The organism is Arthrobacter sp. Ld5, from assembly GCF_051172775.1.
Classification (GTDB): Bacteria; Actinomycetota; Actinomycetes; order Actinomycetales; family Micrococcaceae; genus Arthrobacter_D.
In genome coordinates, this window is the sequence record NZ_JBPKBO010000023.1 from 1 (window position 1) to 19,860 (window position 19,860).

Here is a 19,860-nt window from a genome sequence, read left to right on the forward strand (position 1 = left end):
CCCTACCTCGACGCCATCGCCGACGAACTCAACGACCGACCGAGAGCCACCCTGGGCTACCTCACACCCCGGGAAGTCTTCACCCGACTACTCACCGACAATGTTGCTTCCACCGGTTGACAACAAGGTCAGTTGCTCCGCGTTTACGGCGCTCTTCACGCAATCCGGGCAGATATTTCAGGTGACACCGGGTGCAAGGTCGGTGCGCCTCTTCACCACCGGCTTGCGGACACAGGGAGGGTTGCTGCCCTTCGGTCTTCTAGCTGCTGGTCAGTGTGCTGCTTGAAACCGTGTGTGGGGCTCATCTAGCGTTCAGGATTCACTCGCGTGCCTGATAGTTTCCGAGTGGTGTAGTTCCCCGTGTCTCATCTCTCGCTACCGCAGGGCTTCTTCTTGCATCGTTCTGGGATTTTTAGCCGGGTCCCCGTGATGCTGAGTTGAAGGAGTTGCCAGGGTTGTGCGCAACGAAGTGACCGCTGTTGTTGATGTCATCCGGCCTGATGCAGGAGCCTGGGCTGATGTGCCTCTTCGTGGACGGGCACGATGGGCAGGAGTCGTCCCGTGGCTCATTGTGGTCCTTACAGTCGCTGGCAGCTTCATTGCCGACCGGGCCTGGGAGACGCTCGATGATGACGCGTGGACTGGCGCCTACCGGGCGGTCGACTTGTTTGGTCTGCTGAGCCTGAGTGTCGCCGGGATCTTTGTCCTTATCGGATGGGCATTGCATCGACGTGCCATCATCGCCGCGCCGCTGGTGTTGTGCCTTGCTGCTGTCCCCCACACCATCGAGGGGTACGACTCCGCAGTCGTATTTTGGGCAGGGGTAGCACTGTTGGGAGTCTGGGCAGCTCGAGCGCTTCTTGCCTCAGCGCGGCATCTTCGACTGATCGGTGAGATTGCAGGGTTTGCGCGGACGAATCGTCCTCTCCTCCTAGGGGCACTTGCTCTCGAGTCGGTCCGCGGAGCACGCAAAAGTCGAGTCCGGCGGGCGGTGATCACCTCTGGTGGCGCCGTCCTGGCATGGCTGGCCACGACCATAGTCTTCTTCTTTGAGTTGGGTTACACCTATGCGGAACTGGACTACGTCTCAGTATCCGACGTCATTGGTACAGGCGCGGCCGCCCTCACCATCGCCGCCATCATTTTCTGGGGTGAGGTCCTTTGGGCGAATCACAGCAGCAGAGCTGTCGGCGGTGATCTCGTGTGGGACGTACCTGCCAACACAGGTCCCATCACAGCCTTTCCCGCTTCCTCCTGGTTCATCCACCCTGGAGGACTGGGCAAATCCGAAGACGTGGCCGGATGCATTTGCAGGGAAGAACACCTGCGCACTGAGCCGGAGGACGAAGACCTACCTCTTCAGGAGCAGGAAGTCCTGTACTCCAGCTACTGCCCCTTGCACGGAATCGATCGGGTCAACAATCTCTCTCCGGAGGAGTTCCGAACGCTCCTAGACCGGCGTTGGTTGTGGGACTTTAGATCCCCCAGGCCCACGAAGATCAGTGATGAACCTTCGCGTGCCCTCGTCTTAGGTTTCGCCGGGCGAGCGTTCCCTGGAATCCCACTTGTCACAGAAGGACGACTAGCCGACACCATCACGCCAAATGCCGAGGCTGCCGAAGAACGGTTCGACACCGGAGGTAAAAACCACTCTCACCCGGCCGAGGGGTATCTGCAATGGTGGTCCTTCGGTCTTCGCCCACACCATGGCGTACTCGATTACATCGATCTGGAGCCCGCCGGCTACAAAGGGTGCGCCATCAGATACCGCCACGACCGCGCGTGGTATTCAGAAGAAGCTTCACCGCCTGACTCATACGAGCCGCAAAAGCATTGATTGCGCGTGGGTTCGATTCAATGGCGGCCAGTGGAGGATCCTGCTGCGGGACGGACGTCCTTCTACTCGTTGTGGTTGGTGAGTAGGAGGATGAAGGGATGATGTTTTCTCCGTGCAGTGATCTTGCGGCCGCACAGTGGATCGTGGCGAGTGATGAGCGCTGGTGGGATCTGGTGACGTTAGGTCCGACGGGTTTCCCCGCGTACGCGAGACTACGGTTCATCCCCGATCCGGCTTATGCCGGTCAGTCTGAACGCGAGGGTGCATGCCAGAACGGCGCCCTGCCGGATGACGCCCTCTCCGAGTCCGAGCAAGTCCGCATCGCGGTGGAGGTGTTGCTGCAGTCCGCCAACTCACTTACGGAGGGGTACCTGCTGATGTGGGATGGATGGGGCGAGGATCAGTTTCCCACCCCCGTACCGCGTACACCCCGTGTGGTTACCCCAGGTCGTGAGTACTACCTCTGCAAGGTGTCGCTCCCAGACTTAGTCTCCGGAGCGGTCGAAGACTCGTGGTCAGCCGAAACTGGGCACCCTATGCCGAGCCCCGCCTTCATCTGGCCCTCGGACCGGGCTTGGTGCATCACCGCAGATGTTGACCCCCACTGGGCCGGCATCGGAGCTGACCATGCGGCAATCGATACGCTCCTGACCGAATCGCGTCTCGACGTCGTCCAGGTCGAGGCGAATGAAAAGCTGCCCTTCTACCAGTAGAGCTGACCGACAGGAGATCGCTGGCCGTCCCGCTCGACGATCGGCTACCGGGCGGGCTCCCAGGCAACGCGAAACGGCCTGGTCACAGCGATTCGGGCGATACTTGACTCTGACACTGTGGAAGGCGACAGAACTGAGACATGTTATCCATCGGAGCTTTCGCGCAGATCGGGCAGGTGACTCATCGGATGCTGCGGCATTGGGACACCGCAGGTCTACTCGTGCCAGCCCACGTGGACGAGTTCAGCGGCTACCGGTCCTACGATCCATCTCAACTCGAGCGCCTGCATCAAATCGTTGCCTTGCGCCAGCTCGGCTTCGGCCTTGGCGACATTTCGTCGATTCTTGACCAGGGCGCGGGGTCCGATCGCATAGCAGCTCTGTTGCAGGTTCGCCGCGCAGAGGTGGAGCAGGAACACCGGATCGCTGCTGGCCGACTCGTCGATGTGCAACGGCGGCTCCATCTCATCGAGAAAGAGAACCACATGTCCCAGATCGAGATCATTGAGAAGCCCCTGCCCGCTGTCCGCCTCGCCGCCCGCCAAGCGGTCGTAGCAAGCCAACCTGAGGTCGCACGTGTCGTGGGTCCTTCCTTCGACGCCGTTTCCCAGGTCATCGGCGATGAGCGTGGAACACTGGAGACGCCAGTCGCGCTGTACGAGATGGTTGAGGACGGCCTGCACATCATCGCCGGCTACGCCTACACAGAACCAGCCAGCGACGGCATCGAGATCATCGAACTGCCCGCTGTTGAAAAAGCCGTCTGCGGCGTCCATCTCGGTTCCATGGAGCACATTGCAGAAAGCTGGCAAGCGCTCCACGCCGAGATCTTCGCCCGAGGACTCGTCCCCTCAGGCCCCTGCCGGGAACTATACGTCCGAGCGGTTTCAGAGGATCAATCCGACTGGGTGACCGAGTTGCAACAGCCTGTTCGTCGCAGCTGAAACATCTAGATGGGCGACGCTACTGTCCGGTGCAGGATTCCCTACCGGTACGTCCGGCCAGCGCCGGAAACGCTGCATTCGGTACACCCGGCGCATCATCGATGCATGCGTGAGGGGTGTTCTGCTGCTCATGCCAGGGTGGTTTGAATGAGTCGATGATGGCTAACGAGTCTGAGTTTGTGGATGAGTTCGGTTTTGAGTTAGTTGCCGAGGATGCGGGTGCTTTGGAATCGGCGGGCGGTGGTGTGGGTGATGAGGATGCTTGCGGCGAGTGTTGCAAGGAGTGCGGCGCCGAGGACGGGGAGGACCCATTGGTCGAGGAATACGACTGAGGGAACGGCGAACAGTGTGGGGGCGATGGCGAGCAGGCGTATGGGTCCGCCGTTCATGCCTGCGCGGGACTCGAGGGCACGCGGGTATAGGAGTGCCCCGAAGAGGGTGATCGTTGCCGACCAGATGCCCATGGACAGCGGCAGGACGATAAGGGCCATGAGATACGGCATTGTCATGGTCACTGCTGTTTGGGTGAGCAGTGCGATGAGGGTGACCGCGGCTGCGAAGCTCAGGGTGGCTGCAGCCCAGGAGGCGCTCGTTAGGAGCAGTCCGGCGCCGAGGTAGGCCTGGAACAGGTTCCTGCGTGGGATGGGACTGGCAAGGAGTACTTCTATGCCACCGCCGCTCACGTCGTCTGCGACCACACCGGGAAGGGTGAGGGTCGCGACGATGCCGACTAAAGCGCCGAGCAGAGCGGGGGCCATGACGAGCATGTAGGAGCTCATCAGATGCGCCTTGCCGTCGGAACCCAGTACTGCGGCCAGATCAGTGGTGTGGGAGCCTATGATCGCGCTCATCTCGGGCATCGTTTCCGTGCCACTTGGTGCCAGGAGGACGAGGAGGCCGTAGCCGGCACCGATGAGGACGGAGATCCACAGGGCCATGGTTCCCTGCTGTATCCATGCTCGTTTGGCGAAGGCCCGTATCCGGCAGCCAGCCGGTGTGAGGGTGGCATTCATGCGGCTGGTTCCAGGTGGTTGAGGATGATCTGCTCGGTGACTTCGCTATCGTCATGGCTGAGGTCGATGAGGTCTGTGCCTTGCACCAGCAGGAACCTGTCGGCGAGTTTCAGTGCTTCGGGGACACTGTGGGTGGAATACAGGACCGTACGCGTCTTACCCCACTCGCGCAGGAGTTCTCGTGTTTGCGCCGCGTACACCGGGTCCAACCCGGTTAACGGTTCATCGAGGACGACGAAGTCGGGATCGGTCATGGCCAGGCGAGCCATTTCGACGCGTTGACGTTGACCGCGGCTCAGCGACCTGACCCGTTGACCGAGCAACGCGGTGAGATCGAATCGGTCGATGAGGTCGTTGTGATCGATCAAGGTGGCCTGGGGGATGCTTTCCCATACCTCACGCCAGAAGGCGAGGTTCTGCTTCACCGTAAGTGCACTGGCCAGCGCAAGCTCATGACCGAGGTAGCCGACCCGGGAGCGAACTGCCGCTCCATCGCTGACGTCCCTGTTGAACACAGAGCACCGTCCCGACACGGCAGGGATTACCCCGCACAGTGTCCGCATCAGTGTGGTCTTACCCGCCCCGTTTCGTCCGAGCAGCGCAGTAATTCCCGGACCAAGGCGTACGTTGATCGGACCCACCACTGCCCAGTCGTACCCGACCACCAGGTCCTTGGCTTCTGCGACGATTTCCGTCGACCTGCGGTTAGGCGTTGTCACTGGGCACCGCGTTTTCCGGTCGAGGAATCAATACGGTTGTCAGGACGCGCTGTGTTCGGCCCTGGCCCTGCTCATGAGTCATCAGCTCGCGTAACGCCACCATGACAGTGTCGAAGAACGCGTCGACCTCGGCCGTCGTCGCCCAGAAATCGGCCTGTGCGAAACTCACCCGGTCCTCGACAAGATCAAGCTCGCCCTGATCTACATAGGTACTGAAGTCTCGGATCATCCCGGAGGTGAACATCGTGAAGGTCGTGACAAGTTCCTCCGGTGACAACGCCCGCAGCTCCTCCGCCGAGGGGTTAGCCAGTCCTTCAACGACCCGGTAAGTCTTCTCGGTCACCCCCCGAATCTGCTGCTCATCACTGACTTCAATCACCCCGTGCGTGACCAAATGCCCCACATGTCGGTACAGGGTTGCAATCGGAACATCCGACAACCGCTCGTGAAGCTGTTGGGTCGTCAACCCATCACCCGTCAGAAGCGCCTGTACCACCCGGAGTCGAACCGGATGCAGAAGAGCAGCAGAAGTAACCATAACCGAACGGTATCAGTATCAATACTGATACGAACAACTAGACTGGTGATCGCTTACCCGGAAAACTCGGCACCGGCGCAGTCACCTGCGGGACCACCCTAACTATTCGTCAGCATGCTGTCTTTCGGATGGGTGCGGGTTGCACACCCGTGCAGCACATGGTGACGGCGCCGTCCATACTTGCCTCGTGACGGCCAACCTCGCTACGGCGCGGCAGCTACGTCCTCTCACGGGCATTGCCGCGCTTCGATCCGAATGGCACACTCGCGCACACGATCGCGCCGAAATCGTCAGTACCTGCTGCCCGAGAACAGTGCTTCTGATCCTTCACTGGCAACTCTCGAGGGGGCGCCCCTCGCCTAGGGTCGCTTCAGGTAGGCACGGCACCCTGACGCACCCGTGGTGAGTAGCCGTTATCGCAGCGGGATGGCACGGTCCTGGAACCACTGGATGAGTTCGCGCAGCGCCCGAATGGTCTCGGTAGGATCGTCGTCGTCATCGTCTTCGACTTCGGTGAAGGTGGTGCGGTAGCCGGGAATGCCATCGGACGTCGGTTCGGTGACCGTGTGGTAGGCCATGGTCCAGTCGGGAAACTGCCGATCGCTGATCGGTTCGTGCAACAGGACCCGTACATTGCTGTGGCGGGGATCCTGAGTGATGACGGACATCCGATCGAGGACAACACCCGTCGGACCTTCAAGGACCTGCAGGAAACGCCCGTCGCGATACAGCAACATGCCGGTCACCTTCAGGCGCGCATTATTCCGACGGCTGGCCGCCAACAACCCGGCCAGACCCGTGTCGTCGAAGGCCTGGGTCGACCTACTCGAATACACCAGCGACACCATCTCCGCCGACTCCACCGACTCCACCGACATCCGCTCCTTCTCAATGATCATTGCTCCCACGGCCGGCGATTCGCGCTGAACGACCAGGCAACCCCCGCAAACTGCTCCGACTGATCCGCTCCCGGACGTACCACGAACCATGGGTGCGTTGGGACATGAGCGCCATTTGGCCGGCGCTCATCGGATAGTTTGACCTGACCCCGACCGGCACTGTGCACTAGTAAGTGTACTTATCCTTATGGGTCAAGCAGCCGGCTCTGGATGAGTGCCCTGACGGTGTCCGGCCCTCCGCTCACCAAGGGGCCGGACACCATCACGGCCCGGACGGCGAGATCGACAGTTCCTTCACCCGGGCCGACAAAGCTCACGTCCTGCTCCCGGGCCCAAGCGAGCAGCCGTTCGGCAAGGCCTCTTCTAACCGGCGAGTTTCTCCGCCTTGAGACGAGTTTTCCCGCCTCAGGATCGGTCATTGCCGCTGCTGCTTCAATCGTGAAGTAGGGGGCGGCCAGCCCCTCCCGGAACAGGCCGGCCCTCACACCGTTCACCTTGTTGCTTTCCCGCAATCCCCTTGGGCCTACGATGTTGTGGTGAGGAGTTCCAGTAACCCGGAGGTCTTGATGTCCAGGCCGGGGTGTGTGCCGCGGTGGAGTTGCTGGGAGAGGTCGATGATGTCCTGGGCGATGATGACGACTTTGCGGTTGGCGTTCTGGCTGTAGGTGCTGATCCGATGGAACGCCTCTGTCGCGGTGACACCGTGTCGTCCCATGAGGATGCCCTTGGCCTGTTCGATGACCGCCCGGCCGACGGCGGACGCCGCGACGGCTTCGTTCGCGAGTTTGTGTCGATCCGCGTGGATGGAGCGTGTCAGGTCGACGACGAGACCCCACACCCCGATCGGGGTGTCCCCGTCAAGGATGAGGTCGGCGGTCATCAGGATCTTATGCTCCCGACCGTCGACGGAGCGCAACGACGCGTAGGCCGACGATGGACCCTTGGTCGTGGAGACACGGTCCCAGAACGCCTGGATCCTGTCTCTGTCCGCGGGATCGATGTGCGCCAGTCCGAGGTCGAGGGTCGGCACGACTTCTCCCCGCTCGTACCCGTGGATGCGGAAAAGCTCGTCGGACCAGTGGAAGGACGGGGAACCGAAATAGTACTCGACTGCGCCGGTAGGACAGTCGATGAAGTAGTCGACGCCAGCTGCGTCGCCGGCCTCGGGCGCGAGCGAGTCGTTGGACATGGTCATGGCAATGGAACCCATTCGACGTGATTGCCCGGCGCTAGTGTCTTAACCCGGACCTGAGGAACATAAGAATAACGATTGCCTCCGACGCCCCTCCCTCCGGCGCCTCTTCCGCCGGCACCACGGCTGGAGGGCTCCTGGATACCACCGTTGCGCGCACCCACGCCCCCACGCCCCTCCGGGAGGGAATCACACCTGCGCCGGCCGAGGAGCGTCTGTGGACACCACACAGAGGTGACCCGTGCGGCTCACGTTCTCACGAAGGTTGGCAGAGGGCGTCGAGGTTGTCCTGTGTGAGATGGCCGGCGTCGTTCTGCCGGCGCTGGGCCTCGATCCACCAGTACAGCACGTGGGCCTTCTCGCCGTGGTTTCCCGAGGCGCCTATGAGCTGTGCCGGGATGAGTCGACTATCAGTTGCCTGCCAGGTTCAGGTGGGCCCGCCAGGACGGTTTGAACTGGAGTCACCGCAGCGAGGAATATCGGCTCGTTGCTCGCTACGACCTGATGGGTTCAAGCCGGCGGTCGTTGGTTCTGACCAGAGCCCGATCCTCCGGACCAAGGACGGCGGCCTAATGGCCGCCCCCAAGCGCCTATTCGGCTTTCTTTCGTCGTCCCGTGAAGTGAGGATCGAAGTGTCGATAGGCTCGGCTCATGGTCCGCTCCACCAAGAATCTGTCTGTCCCCTCCCTCCGGCGTCTGGCGGTGCGTGGTGCAGCAGCGTTCCTGGCTGCTCAGGGAGCAGTCATCGCGGCCCTTGTCACAGCCGATGCTCTGAAGAAGAAGGACCGGTCCCAGCGCACCGGGTTCCCCCGCCCCGGTACGTTCCTTTCCGAGGTCGGCGACACGGCGACGACGACGTACACCTACGGTGAGGATCTCTTCCGGGACATGCTCGATGCCATCCGGAAGGCCGAGAATCGGATCTTCCTCGAGACGTACCTGTGGAAGGACGACGAGATAGGTTGTGCGTTCCGCGACGCGCTCAACGAAGCAGCCGGCCGAGGCGTGGATGTCTACGTTATTTACGATCACTTCGGGAACCTGGTGGTGCCCTCGTTCTTTTATACTTTCCACCCCGACGTCAACGTTTTCCGTTTCCCTGCCCTGGGCCCGAAACTCCAGTACGGTCCGGTCGCCGCGACGGGTCTGACGCACCGCAAGATCCTCCTGGTCGACAACGACACAGCGTTCATCGGCGGCTACAACATTGGGTCCCTGTATGCGACGCAGTGGCGGGACACGCATGTGCGGCTCGTCGGACCAGCCGCCTTCGAGCTCGGCCACGCATTCGGCCAGGTGTGGAACCACCTCGCCGTCAAACGCCCCGAACTATCTCCGCAGAACCCGGTCCATTGGAACTCGCGCATCGTCGCGATCAACAACATTCCCGCCGATCTGGTCTACCCGATCCGCAGCGTCTACCTCGATGCGATCAGCCGTGCCCGGCACCACATCTACCTGACGACCGCGTACTTCATCCCCGACCAGAGGATCCTTGCCGGCCTCGTCGAAGCAGCCCGACGCGGAGTCGACGTGCAGATCATCGTCCCGCAAGACTCCAACCACATCCTCGCGGACTGGCTTTCCAGAGGCTTCTACTCCTCGCTCCTTGATGCCGGCATCACCGTGCTGCAGTACCGCAACGCGATGATCCACGCCAAGACCGCCACGATCGACGGTCAATGGTCCATCGTCGGAACCGCGAACATCGACCGCCTCAGCCTGCGCTTCAACTACGAAACCAACCTCGAGATCCAGGACGAAGGCTTCGCCGTCAACATGGAAAAAATCTTCGCCATCGACCGGGACAACTCCACGAAGATCGAATCCGACCAGTGGAGCAAACGTCACCCCGCCGCCCGCTTCGCCGAAACCGTCCTCATACCCCTGCGACCCCTCCTCTAAGCCTTCCTAGCTCGTGAGTCTTCCTGACGTGCCCCCCTCGCAGGGCAGGTCGGAGCCGCGGCCGCCGGCGGAAAACCCTACCCACACCGACGGGTGACGGGTGACGGATAGCTTCGCTGGACCCTGGTAGAGGCGTCCGTGGTAAGCATGGCTTATGGCCACCACAACAAGGCGTTTCCTCTCTCCACCGGATGATTTGCCGATCGTCGATCTCCTCAGACGCGTATCCATCTTCCTGACGGCTCTGGAGAAAGACCACGCCGAACAGGTGGACCTGAATGTGACAGCCGCACGCGCTCTGGCCCTGATCGTCGAGGCCGACGCCGGCGTCGAGGCCTTCAGCCCACGAGTACTGGCCGATGTGCTGGAAATATCGACGGCCAGCATGACAGTCATCACCGACCGGCTGGAGGACGCCGGCCTGGTCGAGCGCCGCCCCAATGTCGCTGACCGCAGGAAGATCTGCCTGCACCCCACACATGCCGGCACTGCCCTGCACCACCGGCTCCGACAGGACCTCGAAGCATCCGTGGAGACGGGCCTGAACGCGCTGAGCACGGCCCAGCACCACGCCTTCCGCACAGGGCTCGCCACCCTCGCCCAGCTCTAACCCTCCCGACGCAGCCGCCCTGCCTCTGAACGCGGAAACCACGTTCCGGAAGGTCCAGCAACAATCGAGGACAAGCCAAACAAATATCTAGTTTTCCTAGCTTTACAGGAATCTAGCTAATCCGTATGCTGGCTTCAGGGTCAAGAAACGGCCCTGCAGGCTTGAGTAGGTTAGGTCCACGATGTCCCTGGCTCCCCTGATTCCCCCGGCTCCCCTGAACTTCACGGCTTCCCACGCCTCAACGGTTCCCCTGAGCCCTCCAGCTTCCGTAAGCCCTCTGAGTAAGTCCTCCCCTGCGGGCTCGGTCCCGGCGGTCCCCCTTCCGTCAGCTTCCCTCCCGGTGGAGTCTGTCCCCCAGGTCCCGGGTGCTTCTCTGGAGACCATGGATTCCGCTGATCTGGTCGGCTTGGCCTCGGGCGGATTGCACCACATCCGGGAACGGGCCATGAAGGCGGAGGATCTGCCGGGCGAGATCCCGTTCGATCTGCAAAGAGCGACCAGCCGCCAGCTGCGGCGCTGGAGTAACGCCCTGTACCGGGCCCTGGATAAGGACTTCCCCCCGTACGGGACCGCCGATGACTTCGATCGCGTCAACGCCGAGATTCAGCGACGTGAAACTCACGCCCAGAACACGCCCGGCCTGTCACTGTCTCGGGACAAGGTGCGCGACAACACGATGAACCGGCGGTTTGAATTCTTCAGGGACGGGATGCTCGCCGGATATGTGAGCTACACGATGCGAGGCGGCGCGTTGCGTCTGCATCGCACCGTCATCCACGAGTTTTTCGAAGGAGCCGGCATCGAGGGCCCCCTGGCACGTCAGGTCATCCTCGCCGCGCACAAGCGCCGTCTGGCCCCCATCCCCTACTGCCCTGTCCTGCAGGCCTTCCTGCAGGACAACCCGCAGTACCGCCAACTGGTCCACGCTCTCTGATCCCCCCAGCCGCGGCCGGGGGCGGGAGGTTCCCCCCGAACTGTTGGCGGACCTCGCCGACACGACCACCGAATAGACCGACGCATGACCACCAAAGAGAGAACGAGGAGAACATCATGGGACTCGATGACAAGATCAGCAACGCCGCGCAGAAGCTCGGTGGGCAGGGCAAGGAAGCCACGGGGCACGCAACCGGCGACGAAAGCCTGAAAGCCGAAGGCCAGTCCGATCAGACCGCGAGCGACCTCAAGCAGGCCGGCGAAAAACTCAAGGACGCCTTCAAGGGTCACTAGCACCTGGTACGTGAGGGAGGGGGTGCGCCCAAAATTGGGCGCACCCTCTCCCTTTGCTGTCTGCATCATGGCACCGACGTAGACAAGAGACAGACGAGCCACAGACAAGCTAGGAATACTCCTTGTGCTACGGACATTGGTCCGTGCGAATAGCGGTTATACTTACTCTCGGCAACTAACACATCGGGCCTTGCCTTGCTTGACCTTAAACGAGAAGAAAATAATCTGCGCGGCCAATGTAGTGCTGCCAGACTCGGTCGAGTGTGTGCCGCTGGGGGCACCACTTGGGTCAAGGACAACATGACAGATGATGGACCGTACATTTTGAAGGACCACCCACGTCAGGACGACGCCGGGACGTCACCTGGCGTGTCCGTAGAGGCGCCGGCACCGGATACCGGGGCCAGGCAGCGAGCGTCCGGAGCGGCAGCCGCGCACGAGCACTACCGTGCTCAGGCCGTTCACCGCCTGGCGCTGCTGGACTCCGGCGACGAAGAACGATTCGACCGACTGACCCGTACCGCTCGGAACTACTTCGGTGTTAGCTCGGCGTCCATATCGTTGATCGCCGACGACCAGCAGTACCTCAAGTCTTTCATCGGCCCACTGCACCGGCACCTGGACCGCAGTATCGCTTTGTGCAACGTGACCATCCAGCAGGATGAACCCCTGATCATCACCGACACACTGTCCGACCCTCGCTTCTCGACCAACCCACTGGTGGTGGCCGCACCCTTCATCCGGTTCTACGCCGGCATCCCCCTACGCGGCCCGGGCGGATGGTTCGTCGGCAGCTTCTGCATCATGGACCAAGCCGCCCGGGACTTCTCTCGCCACGACCAACACAAACTCCACGCACTGGCCAACCAAGCAGAAGCCGAACTCAACGCGGGACTGCTCCCCTGATTCCACGCATCACCGTAACCAGCAGACGACCGGGGACCTGGCCCAGGCCGCCCATGAGGAAAAAGGAATCACGGTCAATGCTTTGTCGCGAACAGGGAACATCGGCCTGCTCGTCGCCTCCCACGCCTCCGTCGCGTTCGCCGAGGCCGAGAAGAACCGCCAGCTACGGGAAGCGGTGAACTCCCGGGACGTCATCGGCCAGGCCAAGGGCATCCTCATGGAACGGCACAAGATCACCGGCGAACAGGCGTTCATCGTGCTGTCCATGGCCAGCCAGCGCAACCACCTGAAACTCCGGAACGTCGCCGACCACCTCATCAGCAGCGGCGAACTCCCTCAGTGGAAGAAGGCACGCTAGGGTCCGGTGTCTGCGCCGTCCATATCCGGTCCACGGCCATGAATGTCAGTGGTGATGATCTGCGCTTGTTGTGTGGTCTTGTCATCGATGAGCCACCACACATCATCCGGGGTATACCCGCGGTCCCCGTCCTGGCTGTCCCGGTGCGCCCGAAGGGTCCGGGTGATGATCGCGGCGCGAACCCATCCCTGCACCGTCCTGTCCCCCGCACTGGTGTGTTCAGCCCATAACGGATCCAGCGTGCTTGTCGGGAGCCGGACAATGATGCCGTAAGGGCCTCGGAAGTCACCCATCGGTCCTTCGAATTGTGCGGTCAGATAACCCTGGCCGGCGACGACGCTCGTCACCCGTAGACCACTCACGTTCGGACACTTCACAAATTCCTGCCGGGCAGCGACCACATATTCCGAGCGATCGTGCTGCTCTTGCTGCGCTTCATCTCCTTCCGATGACAACCCAACTGTCGCGCTTTCCATTCACTCAGTATGCGCCCCGTCACATAACCTGTGCCCGGGCAAACACCAGTTGACGGGCACCTCCCCTACCCCTATCTGACCTCCCTGACAGGCCCTTTCACCCCGTTACCTTCTTCATAGCCGCCACTGTCCGATAAACGGTGTGTGGCCCGGCGGCTGTACTGCCCGGGGAAGAGGAGGGCGCCGATGCGTGAACGAGCATCCAGTCCACGCATCGGTAGCCCCGTTCACGCCCTAGGGCGAAGACCTGGCCGGATTGTTGGACAGGGAAAGACGCGTGATCAGGGGCGCACTGGTCCCCTCGTGAGCGCGGATCCAGCGGATTCTGATTGAATCGTAATCAGCGACACGGGGCGTCTGGGGACTGCGCAGTTGGCCGCATTACTACGCTGTGGGTTTGACCGCAGGTGGCGCCGCATCAGGCGTGGACCTCTGCCGGTCGATTCTCGTTCCTGCCGCTGACCATCAGCGCCGCGGAACAATCACTCGTACGTCAACTGGGAGAACAACCATGACCACCGCACCTACGCCCCGCACGGGCGAACGCACCAATGTCCAGAAAGCAGCCGTCGCCGTCGGCGCGGTCTTCCTGCTCGTCGGGATCCTCGGCTTCATCCCCGGCATCACCTCCGACTACGACACCATGATGTTCGCCGGACACGAATCGGAAGCCAAACTCCTCGGCCTGTTCCAGGTGTCGATCCTGCACAACATCGTCCACCTGCTCTTCGGCGCAGCCGGGATCGGACTGGCCCGCACCATCAGCGGTGCCCGCTCCTACCTGCTCTACGGGGGTGTCATCTACCTCGTCCTGTGGGTCTACGGCCTGGCCATCGGTCACGACTCCCCCGCGAACTTCGTCCCCCTCAACAACGCCGACAACTGGCTCCACCTGCTCCTGGGCATCGGCATGATCGCCCTGGCGCTGCTACTCACCCGCGGCCGCAAGAACACCGCAACGAGCCGCGCCTAAGCGCAGCGGGCCAGCCCGCACCAATGACAGAGGCGGGGCCCGGACACAGAACTCGGGTCCCGCCTCTCGCTAACGTTCTACCGAAACCCGCCGTAATGGCAAGCCGCTCTGATCTTCCGCAGACGAACATGCTCGACCGCCGGTCCTGAATCACCCGTGAACCACTGTGCATCGCCGTCCTGATTTGGATCGAGCGGACCTGTCACCGCCGCCTGCAAACGGCTGGGACGTTGACGTCCATCGAGTTCGAGACGATCCGGAACACGCCGGCCGCGCTGGCGGCGTGACTACAATCTGCCACCTAGAAGTTTCGCAGACCGGAAAGCGAGCAGATACGTCTGAAGTGATGGCCAGCAGTCACGGAATCGACCATATCGAGCACTCATGCAACTGACTGACCACCCGCGTTCAACCAGCTGGTGGCGTGAGGTGAAGGAGCAACCTACGGACGCTGGACTTCATCCCTCAGGACGAATAGACCATAAACGTAACGTCTTCTCTACAGGCCTTTGGAAGGGACTCCGTCAGCTCAGACCTTTCGCTATACCCACCACCGAGCGATATGTCCTCCCCGAGCGGGATCGTATCGAACCCGATGTCCACTTCTCCGACGTCGTTCATGTGCGGGCCAGCAGGGAACTCGATGTTGTAAATGGTCCCGTCTCGTGCGTGACCTTGTAGGCATTCATCCTCGCTAACGAGCAAGACACCCTCAAAAAGCGCTTCGGGCCCCGATCGGCCGTCACGCTGCTCGTCGGACACAAGAAGCTCGAGTGCGGTCGACTCGTACGCGCCGCCTACGATCTCAGGGGTGCAAGCCGTCAGAGGCTGGCCGCCGATCAGGAGAACGGCTATCACCACATACCGACTCTTCATACCGGCACCTCCTCGACAGTTGCTCGATGTCCAGTGCATCACTCGGCAGGGAAGCAGCACCCATCGCCGACGTAACGATCTGGGGGCACCGCTGTCACCTATGACGGCGGCGCCCATCGACGTCGTCGCCGCAGCTCTGGGTTCGGGTTGCGGTGCGGCGCGCCCGTGGCGGACAGAGCCTGCCGCTGCGCGCTGCCCTGGGGGGTGGGAGTCAGATCTAGGAGGTGGCGCCGACCCGGTCAAGGCCGGGCGAGCCGGCGTTGACCGCTTGACCCTTCTGCGGTTAACCCACGAGACTCGTCAGTAGGCTTAGTATCTGGTCAAGGAGCGGCTGGGTAGTGAGCAAGGCCTATGCGGTGTACTGCCCCTGCGAGTCAGGGGCGGTATGTCGCGCAGGGTCGGCCGAGCACACCAGTATGGACCCGATGGCCCCGTCAGCGGGGCCCGCCCCTGATCCAGCAGCGGTAGGGGCCGATCTTCAGTAAGGGAGTTCTCCTATGAAGGCAGTAGTTTTCAAAGCACCGTACGAGCTGTCCGTCGAGACCGTCGATGACCCCACGATCCAGGGGCCCCTGGATGCGATTATCCGGATCACGACAGCGAACATCTGCGGGTCGGACCTGCACCCCTATGAGGGGCGCAGTGAACTCGACGCCGGCATGGTGCTCGGGCACGAGAACATGGGCGTCGTGGAAGCTGTCGGTGCGGGCGTCGAGCGGACCAGCGTCGGCGACCGCGTGTCCGTTCCCTTCAACCTCGCCTGCGGTACCTGCCGGAACTGCAACAACGGATACACCTCGGCCTGCCTGCGCGCGAACCCGTCCGGGCAGCCCGGCGCCGGGTACGGGTACCCGATGATGGGCCCGTACTGGGGCGGCCAGGCCGAACCGCTGCGGGTGCCCTGGGCCGACTTCAACCTCCTGAAACTCCCCGCGGGCCTCATCGCTACTACTTCTCCTGAAAGGAACACAGTCCCTCATGGCTGACCTGACCGCCCTTGCGCTGATCTGCACGCTGACCCCATCCCCTGATCCATCCAGTAGCGAGCTGATGGCTCAACACATCCTCGACGAGCTCAAGGGCCACGCCGTCGACACATCGTCACTGCGGGTCGTGGACTACGACGTCAAACGCGGTGTGCAGACCGACATGGGCAACGGGGACCAGTGGCCGACCATCCGGGAGCGGATCCTCGCCGCCGACATCCTGGTCCTGTCCACCCCGATCTGGATGGGCCACCCCTGCAGCGTCGCCCAACAGGTCATGGAACGCCTCGACGCCGAACTGTCCGAGACCGACGGCGCAGGCCGACCCATCATGTACGGGAAAGTCGCCGCCGTCGCCGTCGTCGGCAACGAGGACGGCGCCCACAAGACCATCGCGGACCTGATGCAGGGACTCAACGACGTCGGGTTCACCCTCCCCGCCCAGGGAGGAACGTACTGGGTCGGCGAAGCCATGCAGACCATCGATTTCAAAGACCTCGACCAGGTCCCCGACCCCGTCGCATCCACCAACGCCGGCCTCGCCCGCAACGCCGCCCACCTCGCCACCTACCTCAAAACCGCGAACTACCCCGCCGAGTAGTTGATGGTGATGAGCGATGCGGCATGACGCGTCGTCAGATGCACCATTGATCCTGATTCCTGTCCCGCAGATCCTCGTCCGGCTTGTCCGGCGGCGAGGTTCGAACTCACCGCATAAACCCGCCCACCCGACGAGGCCTGCCGGTCCGACGTTCCTGGCGTCGGTCGTACCGTATTCGTCCAACAGATTTTCGCTTAGAACACCTAGAAGGAGTACCCATCATGAAGGCACTTGTCTGGCACGGGGAAGGCGACATCCGCCTCGACACCGTCGATGATCCGACCATCCTCGACCCGAACGACGCCATCGTGCGTATCACGCGCAGCGCGATCTGCGGGACCGACCTCCACTTCATCCGGGGCACCATGTCCGGCATGAGGGAGGGCACCATCCTCGGCCATGAAGCCGTCGGTGAGGTGACCGCCGTCGGCGCGGCGGTACGCCGGTTCGCCCCAGGCGACCGCGTGGTCGTGTCCTCGACGATGTCCTGTGGCGTCTGCTGGCAGTGCCGGGCCGGGCACACCGCACAGTGCGACACCGCCAACCCGAACGGCCCCCAGGCCGGCACCTGCTTCTTCGGCGGCCCGGAGACCACCGGGCCGGTGAACGGCCTGCAGGCCGAGTACGCGCGTATCCCCTACGCCTCGAACACCCTGACCGCCCTGCCGGACACTGTCAGCGACGAGCAGGCCATCCTGCTCTCGGACATCTTCCCCACCGCGTGGTTCGGCGCGGAGCTCGCCGGCATCCGGCGCGGCGACACCGTGGCGGTGTACGGGGCGGGCGTCGTCGGCCAGTTCGCGATCGCCTCCGCCTTCCGCCAGGGCGCCTCGCGCGTGTTCGCCGTCGACGGCGTCCAGACCCGCCTCGTGCAGGCCCTCGACCAGAACGCCGACGTCATCGACTTCAACCGCGAGGACCCGGTGCAGGCCCTTTTGGACGCGACCCAGGGCATCGGCGTGGACGCCGTCATCGACGCCGTCGGGGTGGATGCCCAGCGGCCATCGTCCGGACCGGCCGCCGCCGAGGGCGAGCAGCAGGCCGGACAGTTCGCCCGGGAGGTCGCCGAGGTGGCCCCTGACACGAACGTCCAGGGCGAGAACTGGGTGCCGGGCAACGCTCCGTCGCAGGTCTCCCGGTGGAGCGTGGAAACGGTCCGAAAGTACGGGCGCATCGGCATCATCGGGGTCTACAGCCCGCAGATGATGTCCTACCCGATCGGTCAGGCCATGAACAAGAACCTGACGATCCGCATGGGTAACTGCGATCACCGCTCGGTCACGCCTCCCCTGCTGGACCTCGTGGCCTCCGGCGTCTTCGACCCCACCCGGTTCATCACCCAGCACGAGCCCATCACGGACGTCGTCGACGCCTACCTCTCCTTCGACCGGCGCGAGGAGGGCTGGCTCAAGACCGTCCTGACCACCAGCTAGCAGGGACGGATGAGGACCTTGGGCTGGCGCGCCACCCAAGGTCCTCATCCGACGTCGTCGTCCCGCGCCACCGATCATGATCGTCACACGACACAGGCACCACCGAACCTCGCAGAAAGGCCACGCCAGAAACATCCCCGCCGGAGAGCCTACGAGCCGTCCTCACGACCGGTGTTCCTCCACGATCCCATCACCGCCAATGCTCGAGTAGCGGTATACCGTGGCCCGGCTGGCTCCGAGGATCTTCCCGATGTCAGCAGGCGCGAGCCCTTGGGCTTTGAGGACACAAGCACGCCTGACCTTCGTATGGTCGGTCGTGACTTCCCGGCGTCCGGCCTTCCGCCCGTGTACGGCGGCCGCGGCCATACCCGCCCTGGTCCACTCAGCCGGCTGGTCGCGCTCGAGCTGAGCGAACGCCGACAGCCCTACTGCCGGACAGACGCCGACGACCGCTGAGCTGCTCTACTGCACAGCGTGCTTCGACATATCGGACGAAATCCTGGGCGTGCAGATCAGTCGAAGCCCAAGCACGGTGACATGGGAGCGGCTGGGATGGATCGAAGACCACCGTGGCTCGACCGCAGGGGAGATAGGTGTGCGCAGTCAAAGCCGACTTCAGACTGCTCTGACGACGCCGCACCATTATCTATTGACATTCGATCGATCGAATATCAATACTGAGACATGGAGACTTCGGGGAAATCTGTTGGACCTACGATGGTGCTCATGACGCGGGCAGTACTCGCCCTGCTCTTCATCGCCGTCGTCGCAGGCCAGATCGTCGTCGTGTTCACTGCCCGGTCTCTGGCGGCGGACTATCCTGAGTTCTCCGATCTTCAGGCTCCCCTGGTCAGTGCTGCGATCCTGTTCGGGATCTGTGTTCAAGTCGTTCTCGTGATCACCGGGATTCTCGTCGGCCGCATCCGGGACGGCCGCATCTTCGCCGCGGCAGCACTGAGGCTCGTTGACCTTATGGCAGTCACTCTCGCCATTGCGACGCTCATCGTGGTGGGGACACTGTTCTTCGTCCCCGGGCCGCCAGCACTCGGACTCCTCGTGATCGGCGGAGCACTCATCGGAACTGCGCTCACCATGGTTCTGCTTACCCTGCGCTCCCTATTGCGCAAGACGGCATCCATGCGAACCGAACTCGACGGGGTCATCTGATGCCGATCCGCGTCACGATCGACGCTCTCCTGATCGAGCGCGGACTGTCCGTGGGTGAATTCGCGGACAGGGTAGGGATCACCCCCGCGAACGTCGCCGTCCTGAAGAACGGACGAGCCAAAGCCGTCCGCTTCTCCACCCTCGAGGCGATCTGCCGCATCCTCGACTGCCAACCCGGCGACATCCTGACCTGGGACGACGAATAAGCCCCAGACCCGATCACCGCCTTCGCACGGCAGATTTCCCCCGACGGGGGTGCGATCGTCGCGTTCACGAGTGATCACGCAACGGGCAACCTCATCACCCTCTCGGGAGACTCGGCACCTCCGACGACATCGCCGCTGTCACCTCCTTCCTTCTCTCCAAGGAAGGACGCTGGGTCTCCGGCCAGCTACTGAACACCGACGGCGGCTTCTTCGCCAGGCACTAACGCCCGCACGCTGATCGATGTATGCCCGTTCCTTCTGTGGCTAAGTGATGCCCGGCC

Annotated in this window: 24 protein-coding genes and 1 pseudogene; 17 read left to right on the top strand and 8 right to left on the bottom strand. The window is 62.6% G+C overall.

Annotation, left to right across the window (positions count from 1 at the left end; all coding sequences use genetic code 11):
- The 4 genes and pseudogenes from ACSGDB_RS12550 to ACSGDB_RS12565 all read left to right on the top strand — a co-directional run.
- A pseudogene (locus ACSGDB_RS12550) lies at positions 1 to 120 on the top strand (IS30 family transposase); the annotation flags it as partial.
- 337 nt (positions 121 to 457) lie between these two features.
- The gene (locus tag ACSGDB_RS12555; RefSeq protein WP_434995130.1) at positions 458 to 1,837 is read left to right on the top strand and encodes a hypothetical protein; all 1,380 of its coding nucleotides are present in this window, start codon (positions 458 to 460) and stop codon (positions 1,835 to 1,837) included.
- Between the two features lie 98 nt (positions 1,838 to 1,935).
- Positions 1,936 to 2,550 carry a hypothetical protein gene (locus tag ACSGDB_RS12560; RefSeq protein WP_104120372.1) on the top strand — a complete coding sequence of 205 codons (615 nt, stop codon included), beginning with the start codon at positions 1,936 to 1,938 and terminating at the stop codon, positions 2,548 to 2,550.
- 140 nt (positions 2,551 to 2,690) lie between these two features.
- Positions 2,691 to 3,494, top strand: coding sequence for a MerR family transcriptional regulator (locus tag ACSGDB_RS12565; protein WP_434995132.1), 804 nt, complete (start codon positions 2,691 to 2,693; stop codon positions 3,492 to 3,494).
- A 200-nt stretch (positions 3,495 to 3,694) separates the two neighbouring features.
- Here the strand turns inward: ACSGDB_RS12565 and ACSGDB_RS12570 are convergent, their stop codons facing one another.
- The 6 genes from ACSGDB_RS12570 to ACSGDB_RS12595 all read right to left on the bottom strand — a co-directional run bounded on the left by ACSGDB_RS12570 (position 3,695) and on the right by ACSGDB_RS12595 (position 7,873).
- The gene (locus ACSGDB_RS12570; protein WP_434995133.1) at positions 3,695 to 4,432 is read right to left on the bottom strand and encodes a hypothetical protein; all 738 of its coding nucleotides are present in this window, start codon (positions 4,430 to 4,432) and stop codon (positions 3,695 to 3,697) included.
- 71 nt (positions 4,433 to 4,503) lie between these two features.
- Positions 4,504 to 5,226 carry an ABC transporter ATP-binding protein gene (locus ACSGDB_RS12575; protein WP_434995134.1) on the bottom strand — a complete coding sequence of 241 codons (723 nt, stop codon included), beginning with the start codon at positions 5,224 to 5,226 and terminating at the stop codon, positions 4,504 to 4,506.
- Complete coding sequence (locus ACSGDB_RS12580) at positions 5,213 to 5,764, bottom strand: helix-turn-helix domain-containing protein (RefSeq protein WP_434995135.1); 552 nt, start codon at positions 5,762 to 5,764, stop codon at positions 5,213 to 5,215. The genes ACSGDB_RS12575 and ACSGDB_RS12580 overlap by 14 nt, the downstream gene beginning before the upstream one ends.
- A gap of 413 nt (positions 5,765 to 6,177) precedes the next feature.
- Positions 6,178 to 6,663, bottom strand: a complete 486-nt coding sequence (locus ACSGDB_RS12585; protein WP_434995137.1) for a BLUF domain-containing protein — start codon at positions 6,661 to 6,663, stop codon at positions 6,178 to 6,180.
- Between the two features lie 185 nt (positions 6,664 to 6,848).
- A complete protein-coding gene (locus tag ACSGDB_RS12590) occupies positions 6,849 to 7,148 on the bottom strand; it encodes a hypothetical protein (protein WP_434995138.1) in 300 nt (99 codons plus the stop codon).
- 38 nt (positions 7,149 to 7,186) lie between these two features.
- On the bottom strand, positions 7,187 to 7,873 hold the full coding sequence (locus tag ACSGDB_RS12595; protein WP_434995140.1) for an ANTAR domain-containing protein: 687 nt from the start codon (positions 7,871 to 7,873) through the stop codon (positions 7,187 to 7,189).
- A gap of 633 nt (positions 7,874 to 8,506) precedes the next feature.
- Between ACSGDB_RS12595 and ACSGDB_RS12600 the strand changes: the two genes are divergently transcribed.
- The 6 genes from ACSGDB_RS12600 (at position 8,507) to ACSGDB_RS12625 (ending at position 12,861) form a co-directional block, all read left to right on the top strand.
- Positions 8,507 to 9,760: a phospholipase D-like domain-containing protein gene (locus ACSGDB_RS12600; RefSeq protein WP_434995142.1), complete on the top strand. Its 1,254-nt coding sequence runs from the start codon at positions 8,507 to 8,509 to the stop codon at positions 9,758 to 9,760.
- Positions 9,761 to 10,040: 280 nt separating this feature from the next.
- Positions 10,041 to 10,370 carry a MarR family winged helix-turn-helix transcriptional regulator gene (locus ACSGDB_RS12605; protein WP_434995143.1) on the top strand — a complete coding sequence of 110 codons (330 nt, stop codon included), beginning with the start codon at positions 10,041 to 10,043 and terminating at the stop codon, positions 10,368 to 10,370.
- A gap of 382 nt (positions 10,371 to 10,752) precedes the next feature.
- Entirely contained in the window at positions 10,753 to 11,304 is a 552-nt protein-coding gene (locus ACSGDB_RS12610; protein WP_434995144.1) for a GNAT family N-acetyltransferase, read from the top strand.
- 116 nt (positions 11,305 to 11,420) lie between these two features.
- On the top strand, positions 11,421 to 11,597 hold the full coding sequence (locus ACSGDB_RS12615; RefSeq protein ID WP_434995145.1) for a CsbD family protein: 177 nt from the start codon (positions 11,421 to 11,423) through the stop codon (positions 11,595 to 11,597).
- A 300-nt stretch (positions 11,598 to 11,897) separates the two neighbouring features.
- Positions 11,898 to 12,503, top strand: a complete 606-nt coding sequence (locus tag ACSGDB_RS12620) for a GAF domain-containing protein (RefSeq protein ID WP_434995147.1) — start codon at positions 11,898 to 11,900, stop codon at positions 12,501 to 12,503.
- Positions 12,504 to 12,585: 82 nt separating this feature from the next.
- Positions 12,586 to 12,861, top strand: a complete 276-nt coding sequence (locus tag ACSGDB_RS12625) for an ANTAR domain-containing protein (protein WP_434995148.1) — start codon at positions 12,586 to 12,588, stop codon at positions 12,859 to 12,861.
- On the opposite strand, the gene ACSGDB_RS12630 is transcribed toward ACSGDB_RS12625, so the two are convergent.
- Positions 12,858 to 13,337, bottom strand: a complete 480-nt coding sequence (locus ACSGDB_RS12630) for a hypothetical protein (RefSeq protein ID WP_434995150.1) — start codon at positions 13,335 to 13,337, stop codon at positions 12,858 to 12,860. The two genes, ACSGDB_RS12625 and ACSGDB_RS12630, sit on opposite strands and share 4 nt — an antisense overlap.
- A gap of 511 nt (positions 13,338 to 13,848) precedes the next feature.
- On the opposite strand from ACSGDB_RS12630, the gene ACSGDB_RS12635 reads away from it, so the two are divergent.
- Complete coding sequence (locus tag ACSGDB_RS12635) at positions 13,849 to 14,310, top strand: DUF4383 domain-containing protein (RefSeq protein WP_434995151.1); 462 nt, start codon at positions 13,849 to 13,851, stop codon at positions 14,308 to 14,310.
- A gap of 465 nt (positions 14,311 to 14,775) precedes the next feature.
- On the opposite strand, the gene ACSGDB_RS12640 is transcribed toward ACSGDB_RS12635, so the two are convergent.
- Positions 14,776 to 15,186: a hypothetical protein gene (locus tag ACSGDB_RS12640; RefSeq protein ID WP_434995152.1), complete on the bottom strand. Its 411-nt coding sequence runs from the start codon at positions 15,184 to 15,186 to the stop codon at positions 14,776 to 14,778.
- A gap of 497 nt (positions 15,187 to 15,683) precedes the next feature.
- Here ACSGDB_RS12640 and ACSGDB_RS12645 point away from each other — a divergent pair, with 497 nt between their 5' ends.
- From ACSGDB_RS12645 to ACSGDB_RS12670, 6 genes are all read left to right on the top strand, one after another.
- A complete protein-coding gene (locus tag ACSGDB_RS12645) occupies positions 15,684 to 16,172 on the top strand; it encodes an alcohol dehydrogenase catalytic domain-containing protein (protein ID WP_434995153.1) in 489 nt (162 codons plus the stop codon).
- Positions 16,165 to 16,773, top strand: coding sequence for a flavodoxin family protein (locus ACSGDB_RS12650; RefSeq protein ID WP_434995155.1), 609 nt, complete (start codon positions 16,165 to 16,167; stop codon positions 16,771 to 16,773). Before ACSGDB_RS12645 ends, ACSGDB_RS12650 begins: the two co-directional genes overlap by 8 nt.
- Before the next feature lie 221 nt (positions 16,774 to 16,994).
- A complete protein-coding gene (locus ACSGDB_RS12655; RefSeq protein WP_434995156.1) occupies positions 16,995 to 18,206 on the top strand; it encodes an alcohol dehydrogenase catalytic domain-containing protein in 1,212 nt (403 codons plus the stop codon).
- A 726-nt stretch (positions 18,207 to 18,932) separates the two neighbouring features.
- Complete coding sequence (locus ACSGDB_RS12660) at positions 18,933 to 19,373, top strand: DUF2975 domain-containing protein (protein ID WP_434995157.1); 441 nt, start codon at positions 18,933 to 18,935, stop codon at positions 19,371 to 19,373.
- Positions 19,373 to 19,579, top strand: coding sequence for a helix-turn-helix domain-containing protein (locus ACSGDB_RS12665; protein WP_434995158.1), 207 nt, complete (start codon positions 19,373 to 19,375; stop codon positions 19,577 to 19,579). The genes ACSGDB_RS12660 and ACSGDB_RS12665 overlap by 1 nt, the downstream gene beginning before the upstream one ends.
- A 128-nt stretch (positions 19,580 to 19,707) precedes the next feature.
- On the top strand, positions 19,708 to 19,803 hold the full coding sequence (locus ACSGDB_RS12670; protein ID WP_434995204.1) for a hypothetical protein: 96 nt from the start codon (positions 19,708 to 19,710) through the stop codon (positions 19,801 to 19,803).
- The last annotated feature ends 57 nt before the right edge of the window (positions 19,804 to 19,860 follow it).